9 protein-coding genes are annotated in these 6,256 nt (G+C 67.1%); all 9 read right to left on the reverse strand.

The window, feature by feature from the left end:
- Nucleotides 1-3 precede the first annotated feature (3 nt).
- Nucleotides 4-858 carry a tRNA pseudouridine(38-40) synthase TruA gene (gene truA, locus ACFV8T_RS06480; RefSeq protein WP_385325236.1) on the reverse strand — a complete coding sequence of 285 codons (855 nt, stop codon included), beginning with the start codon at nucleotides 856-858 and terminating at the stop codon, nucleotides 4-6.
- Nucleotides 859-955: 97 nt separating this feature from the next.
- A complete protein-coding gene (gene rplQ / locus ACFV8T_RS06485) occupies nucleotides 956-1,456 on the reverse strand; it encodes a 50S ribosomal protein L17 (protein ID WP_124716932.1) in 501 nt (166 codons plus the stop codon).
- A gap of 205 nt (nucleotides 1,457-1,661) precedes the next feature.
- Nucleotides 1,662-2,684 carry a DNA-directed RNA polymerase subunit alpha gene (locus tag ACFV8T_RS06490; protein ID WP_003966937.1) on the reverse strand — a complete coding sequence of 341 codons (1,023 nt, stop codon included), beginning with the start codon at nucleotides 2,682-2,684 and terminating at the stop codon, nucleotides 1,662-1,664.
- Between the two features lie 107 nt (nucleotides 2,685-2,791).
- Nucleotides 2,792-3,418 (reverse strand): 30S ribosomal protein S4, encoded by a 627-nt coding sequence (gene rpsD, locus ACFV8T_RS06495; RefSeq protein ID WP_093897256.1) that lies wholly within the window; start codon nucleotides 3,416-3,418, stop codon nucleotides 2,792-2,794.
- 31 nt (nucleotides 3,419-3,449) lie between these two features.
- A complete protein-coding gene (gene rpsK, locus ACFV8T_RS06500) occupies nucleotides 3,450-3,854 on the reverse strand; it encodes a 30S ribosomal protein S11 (protein ID WP_003956432.1) in 405 nt (134 codons plus the stop codon).
- A gap of 105 nt (nucleotides 3,855-3,959) precedes the next feature.
- On the reverse strand, nucleotides 3,960-4,340 hold the full coding sequence (gene rpsM / locus ACFV8T_RS06505) for a 30S ribosomal protein S13 (RefSeq protein ID WP_014047799.1): 381 nt from the start codon (nucleotides 4,338-4,340) through the stop codon (nucleotides 3,960-3,962).
- A 194-nt stretch (nucleotides 4,341-4,534) separates the two neighbouring features.
- Entirely contained in the window at nucleotides 4,535-4,648 is a 114-nt protein-coding gene (gene rpmJ, locus ACFV8T_RS06510; protein WP_003956441.1) for a 50S ribosomal protein L36, read from the reverse strand.
- A 60-nt stretch (nucleotides 4,649-4,708) separates the two neighbouring features.
- Nucleotides 4,709-4,930, reverse strand: coding sequence for a translation initiation factor IF-1 (gene infA / locus ACFV8T_RS06515; protein ID WP_003956442.1), 222 nt, complete (start codon nucleotides 4,928-4,930; stop codon nucleotides 4,709-4,711).
- A gap of 323 nt (nucleotides 4,931-5,253) precedes the next feature.
- Nucleotides 5,254-6,090, reverse strand: coding sequence for a type I methionyl aminopeptidase (map, locus tag ACFV8T_RS06520; protein WP_266415460.1), 837 nt, complete (start codon nucleotides 6,088-6,090; stop codon nucleotides 5,254-5,256).
- Nucleotides 6,091-6,256: the final 166 nt, after the last annotated feature.

A 6,256-nucleotide genomic window follows, 5' to 3' on the forward strand; every position in this document is an offset into this window, starting at 1 on the left:
GACTCAGCAGCAACCGCTCCCGGGGAGCGTGCGCACATTGCGCGCCTCCACGGCGCGGGTGGCCAGCAACTCGTCGGCCGGGTAGGCCACTTCCTCCAGCGTCAGCCCGTGCGGACGCACCACGTGCACCCCGGGGTCCCGCACCCGGGCCGCCAGTACCTGGGCCGGCCACTCGGCCGGACGGCGCCCGTCCCCGACGAAGAGCGCCGCGCCGATCAGCGCGCGGACCATGTTGTGGCAGAACGCGTCCGCCTGCACGGTCGCCGTCAGGATCCCGGTCGCCCCGTCCCGTACCCAGCTCAGCTTCTGCAGCGTACGGATGGTCGTCGCGCCCTCGCGCTTCTTGCAGTACGCGGCGAAGTCGTGCTCCCCGACCATCCGGGCCGCCGCCTCGTTCATGGCCGCCACGTCCAACGGCCGGTCGTGCCACAGCACATGACCGCGCAACAGCGGATCCACCCCGCCGGGACGATCGCAGACGCGGTAGGCGTACCGGCGCCACAGCGCCGAGAACCGCGCGTTGAAACCGGCGGGCGCCGGCGCGATCCGCCAGATCCGTACATCGGGCGCCATCCGCCCGGCCATCCGCCGCAGCAGCTTGTCCGCGTGCTCGGCCCACACCTCGTCCGGCAGATCCACATGCGCGACCTGGCCCCGGGCGTGCACCCCGGCATCGGTGCGCCCGGCGACGGTCAGGTCGTACGTCCGCGAGGAGCGCGTCACGGTCCGCAGCGCGTCCTCGATCTCCCCCTGGACGGTCCGCCTGGAAGTCTGCTTCGCCCAGCCCGAGAAGTCCTTGCCGTCGTACGCCAGGTCCAGCCGCACCCGTACGAAGCCGGGCTCCACTTCGTCACTCACCCAAGGGTCCTTTCCCGCAGCTACTCGCAGGTACATACGGAACGGGCCCGCACCGCCCCGAAGGGTGATGCGGGCCCGTCCAGTGGTCTCAGAACGCTCAGGCGTCCTTGGACTCGGCGTCGTCGGCCGGCTTGGCGTCCTCGACGGCCTCGGCCGGAGCCTCGTCCTTCTTGAGGGCGTCTTCCTTGACCGCACGCTTCGTGGCGGCCTCGGCCTCACCGGTGGCCTGCTGGGCCACGGTCAGCGCCTCGACCAGCTCGATGACCGCCATCGGGGCGTTGTCGCCACGACGGTTGCCGATCTTGGTGATGCGGGTGTAACCACCGGGGCGGTTCTCGTACCGCGGGGCGATCTCGGTGAAGAGCGTGTGCACGACGCCCTTGTCCGTGATCGACTGCAGCACCAGGCGACGGTTGTGGATGTCGCCCTTCTTCGCCTTGGTGATGAAACGCTCGGCGACCGGACGCAGGCGACGGGCCTTGGCCTCGGTCGTGGTGATGCGGCCGTGCTCGAACAGCGACTTCGCGAGGTTGTTGAGAAGAAGCTTCTCGTGCGCAGCGCTGCCGCCCAGACGGGCACCCTTGGCGGGCTGAGGCATGGTTTTTCTCCTTGTGTGCTGCACCGGCCGTATCAGGTACCGGTGTCAGTTCCCGCGCGGCGGACGCCACACGGAAGTCTTCGTCTGCCGCACTCACCCGACATCGGGCCTCAGCCCGAAAATCGAGCCCGTCCGGCGATCGAGGCCAGAGCCTCACCCCGGTCCGGGGCGCCCAGAAATCCCGGGCACCCCGGCCGGAGGCGGATCAGTACTGCTCGGTCTCCACGAAACCGGCGTCCGCGTCGTCGTCGGCGCCAAAGGCATCGGCGGCGGCGGTCGGGTCGAAGCCGGGAGGCGAGTCCTTCAGCGCGAGGCCCATACCGGCCAGCTTCGCCTTGACCTCGTCGATCGACTTCGCACCGAAGTTGCGGATGTCGAGCAGGTCGGCCTCGGAACGAGCCACGAGCTCACCCACGGAGTGGATGCCCTCGCGCTTGAGGCAGTTGTACGAACGGACCGTGAGCTCAAGCTCCTCGATCGGCAGCGCCAGATCGGCGGCGAGCGCGGCGTCCGTCGGGGACGGGCCCATGTCGATGCCCTCGGCGTCGATGTTGAGCTCGCGCGCCAGACCGAACAGCTCGACCAGGGTCTTACCGGCCGAAGCCATGGCGTCACGGGGACGCATGGCCTGCTTGGTCTCGACATCGACGATCAGCTTGTCGAAGTCGGTGCGCTGCTCGACACGGGTCGCCTCGACCTTGTACGTGACCTTGAGCACCGGCGAGTAGATGGAGTCGACCGGGATACGGCCGATCTCCTGGCCCACCTGCTTGTTCTGGACGGCGGAGACGTAGCCGCGACCGCGCTCGACGGTCAGCTCCATCTCCAGCTTGCCCTTGCCGTTGAGCGTGGCCAGGACCAGGTCCGGGTTGTGGACCTCGACACCGGCCGGCGGGGCGATGTCAGCAGCGGTGACCAGGCCGGGACCCTGCTTGCGCAGGTACATCACGACCGGCTCGTCGTGCTCCGAGGAGACGACCAACTGCTTGATGTTGAGGATGAGGTCGGTGACGTCCTCCTTGACGCCCGGCACGGTGGTGAACTCGTGCAGGACACCGTCGATCCGGATGCTGGTGACAGCAGCGCCGGGGATCGAGGAGAGGAGCGTGCGGCGAAGAGAGTTGCCGAGGGTGTAGCCGAAGCCCGGCTCCAGCGGCTCGATGACGAACCGGGAGCGGAACTCGTCAACGACCTCTTCGGTCAGCGACGGACGCTGAGCGATAAGCATGTTGCGTTCCTTCAGTCGTGGGCGCCCACTATTTGACGCCCCCAGATACCGACAAGGGTACGGGCGGCACGACCCCGAAGAGCCGTACCGCCCGGACCCACGAGCTGCTACTTGGAGTAGAGCTCGACGATCAACTGCTCCTGCACCTGGGTGTCGATCACCTGGCGCTCGGGCAGGGAGTGCACGAGGATCCGCATCGTCGACGGCACGGCTTCGAGCCACGCCGGAACGGTGCGCTCGCCGGCCTCGGCCTGGGCCACCTGGAAGGGGGTCAGGGCCTTGGACTTCTGACGAACCTCGATGACGTCGTTCACGGCGACGCGGGCCGACGGAATGTCGGTCTTCGTGCCGTTCACAGCGATGTGTCCGTGACGCACCAGCTGACGGGCGTGGTCGCGGGACTTGGCGAAGCCTGCCCGGTAGACCACGTTGTCGAGGCGGGTCTCAAGGATGCGCAGAAGGTTCTCACCGGTCTTGCCGGTCTTCTGGTTCGCTTCCTTGTAGTAGTTCACGAACTGTCGTTCAAGAACACCGTAGATACGCGAGCACTTCTGCTTCTCACGAAGCTGAAGCAGGTACTCGCTGTCCTTGGTGCGCCCGCGTCCGTGCTCACCCGGGGGGTAAGGACGGATCTCGATCGGGCACTTCGCGCTCTCGCACTTGCTGCCCTTGAGGAACAGCTTCTGCTTCTCCCGACGGCAACGCTTGCAGTCGGCCCCGGTGTATCGCGCCATTTTCCAGTTGTCTCCGTTGCTTCAGACGGAATCAGACGCGGCGACGCTTGGGCGGCCGGCATCCGTTGTGCGGAGTGGGGGTGACGTCCTGGATCGAACCGACCTCCAGGCCGGTGGCCTGGAGCGAACGGATCGCGGTCTCGCGGCCGGAGCCCGGACCCTTGACGAAGACGTCAACCTTGCGCATGCCGTGCTCCTGCGCGCGGCGGGCGGCCGACTCGGCGGCCATCTGCGCGGCGAAGGGGGTGGACTTGCGCGAGCCCTTGAAGCCGACGTGGCCGGCGGAGGCCCAGGAGATCACGTTGCCCGAGGGGTCCGTGATCGAGACGATGGTGTTGTTGAACGTGCTCTTGATGTGCGCGTGGCCGTGAGCGACGTTCTTCTTTTCCTTGCGACGCACCTTCTTGGCTGCGCCCTGACGACCCTTGGGGGGCATGTCTTGACTCCAGATGGAGAGGGGAGGTGATCGGTCCTACAGCGAAGACCGCTGGTTGCTGCGGATGACCGGTGGCCCGGACGCCCGCAGTGCGTCCGCTGAGGACTACTTCTTGCCCGGCTTCTTCTTGCCGGCGATCGCGCGACGCGGGCCCTTGCGGGTACGAGCGTTCGTGCTGGTGCGCTGGCCGTGGACCGGCAGACCGCGACGGTGGCGGATGCCCTGGTAGCAGCCGATCTCGATCTTGCGGCGGATGTCGCCCTGGATCTCGCGGCGAAGGTCACCCTCGGTGCGGAGGTTGGCGTCCACGTACTCGCGGATCTTGACCAGGTCCTCTTCGGCCAGGTCACGAACGCGGGTGTTCGGGTTCACGCCGGTGGTGGCGAGGATCTCCTTGGACCGGGTGCGCCCGATACCGAAGACGTAGGTGAGGGCAACCTCCACGCGCTTTTCGCGCGGGATGTCAACACCTGAAACGCGTGCCATTCAATGGCTCCAGTTGTTAATTCGGGGGTCTTCCGCAGTGCCGCTCCCGATCGCCGACCGCTCGTGACGAGAGGTGGTACGCCCGGGTCCCCGGCCCCCGCCGGAGGTGTCGTCAGCCGAAGCTTGGACGGACTCTGCGTATGTACGTTTTACGTGCGTCGCGCGAAGTACTGCGAGATGCAGGGGGTCGTGCGTCAGCCCTGGCGCTGCTTGTGGCGCAGGTTGTCGCAGATGACCATGACCCGACCGTGACGGCGGATCACCTTGCACTTGTCGCAGATCTTCTTGACGCTCGGCTTGACCTTCATGGGATGTCAGGTTCTCCGGGTCAGTGCCGTCACCGCGCGGAAGCGGGGTGGAGGCAAGATCTACTTGTAGCGGTAGACGATCCGGCCACGCGTCAGGTCGTACGGGGAGAGCTCCACGACGACCCGGTCATCCGGAAGGATTCGGATGTAGTGCATCCGCATCTTGCCGCTGATGTGCGCGAGGACCTTGTGACCGTTCTGGAGTTCCACCTTGAACATGGCGTTCGGGAGGGACTCGATCACGGTGCCCTCAATTTCGATGGCACCTTGCTTCTTGGCCACGCTTCGCCTTTCGAATCGGCTACCTTGATCGACTTTCGGCATCGCATGCGGACACACTGATGCACGACAGCCGACGAGTCAGTCTACGTCAGCGAACCCCAAAAGACGAATCCGTCAAGTTTGCCCACCCGAGGAGATCCTTAGACCTCCACAAGCAGCCCAAATCCCCCCTCGGGCTCGGCGCCGCGGTACGCCGGCTCGGCCCAGCGGGTCCGGAGCCGCCTCGATGCCGGCCCCTCCACCCCACAGCCCTCGCGGGCTCGGCGCCGGAGCGCCTCACAGGCTTCGGCCGGCTGCGCCGGGCTCCGCCCGGCGGTGCGCGCTCAGCCCAGCGGGTCCGGAGCCGCCTCGATGCCGTACTGCGCCAGCTTCTCCTTGCCGCAGTCGGGGGCGGTCAGGACCAGGGGACCCTGCTCGGTGAGGGCGATCGAGTGCTCCCAGTGGGAGGACCAGGTGCCGTCCGTGGTGATGACGGTCCAGTCGTCCTGGAGCACCTCGGTCTGTGCCGTACCGAGCGAGACCATCGGCTCGATGGCCAGGCATACGCCGGGGACGAGCTTGATGCCCTTGCCCCGCTTGCGGGCGACGTAGTTCAGCAGGTGCGGGTCCATGTGCATCTCGGTGCCGATGCCGTGGCCGCCGTAGTCCTCGATGATCCCGTACTTGCCGGTGGCGGGGCGGGGCTGGCGGCGGATGTAGGACTCGATCGCCTTCGAGATGTCGACGAGGCGGTTGTTCACCTTCATCGCGGCGATACCGGCCCACATGGACTCCTCGGTCACCCGGGAGAGCTCGACCAGCTCCGGAGCGTGACCGGTGCCGACGAAGGCCGTGTACGCGGCGTCGCCGTGCCAGCCGTCGACGATCGCGCCGGCGTCGATGGAGATGATGTCGCCGTCCTTGAGGACGGTCTTGTCGTCCGGGATGCCGTGGACGACGACCTCGTTGACCGAGGTGCAGATGGTCGCGGGGAACCCGCCGTACCCGAGGAAGTTCGACTTCGCACCGTGGTCGGCGATCACCTTGCGGGCGACCTGGTCCAGGTCGAGCGTGGTGGCGCCGGGCACCGCCGCCTCGCGGGTGGCCGCGTGAATGGCAGCGACCACCAGCCCCGCCTCACGCATCTTCGCGATCTGCTCGGGGGTCTTGATCTGCACCATTGCGCGGCGCCTCTCTGCATCGGACTGCATCGAACGGTGATGTCTGCGGCGTACTCACACAACGATACGGCGCAAGCAGTCGGCCGGGGGGGTTCCCGGGGGCGTGGAGGGAGGGGCCAAAACCGGTGGGGGTGTTTTTTCTCCGCCGTTGTGGTCTAGGGCCTCC

Origin of the sequence: Streptomyces sp. NPDC059832, assembly GCF_042731715.1 — a bacterium.
Classification (GTDB): Bacteria; Actinomycetota; Actinomycetes; order Streptomycetales; family Streptomycetaceae; genus Streptomyces.

What these genes read in the sequence shown, in the direction of transcription:
- rplQ (WP_124716932.1), bottom strand. Translation starts at nt 1,456, where the DNA reads ATGCCTCAGCCCGCCAAGGGTGCCCGTCTGGGCGGCAGCGCTGCGCAC.
- ACFV8T_RS06490 (WP_003966937.1), bottom strand. Translation starts at nt 2,684, where the DNA reads ATGCTTATCGCTCAGCGTCCGTCGCTGACCGAAGAGGTCGTTGACGAG.
- rpsD (WP_093897256.1), bottom strand. Translation starts at nt 3,418, where the DNA reads ATGGCGCGATACACCGGGGCCGACTGCAAGCGTTGCCGTCGGGAGAAG.
- rpsK (WP_003956432.1), bottom strand. Translation starts at nt 3,854, where the DNA reads ATGCCCCCCAAGGGTCGTCAGGGCGCAGCCAAGAAGGTGCGTCGCAAG.
- rpsM (WP_014047799.1), bottom strand. Translation starts at nt 4,340, where the DNA reads ATGGCACGCGTTTCAGGTGTTGACATCCCGCGCGAAAAGCGCGTGGAG.
- rpmJ (WP_003956441.1), bottom strand. Translation starts at nt 4,648, where the DNA reads ATGAAGGTCAAGCCGAGCGTCAAGAAGATCTGCGACAAGTGCAAGGTG.
- map (WP_266415460.1), bottom strand. Translation starts at nt 6,090, where the DNA reads ATGGTGCAGATCAAGACCCCCGAGCAGATCGCGAAGATGCGTGAGGCG.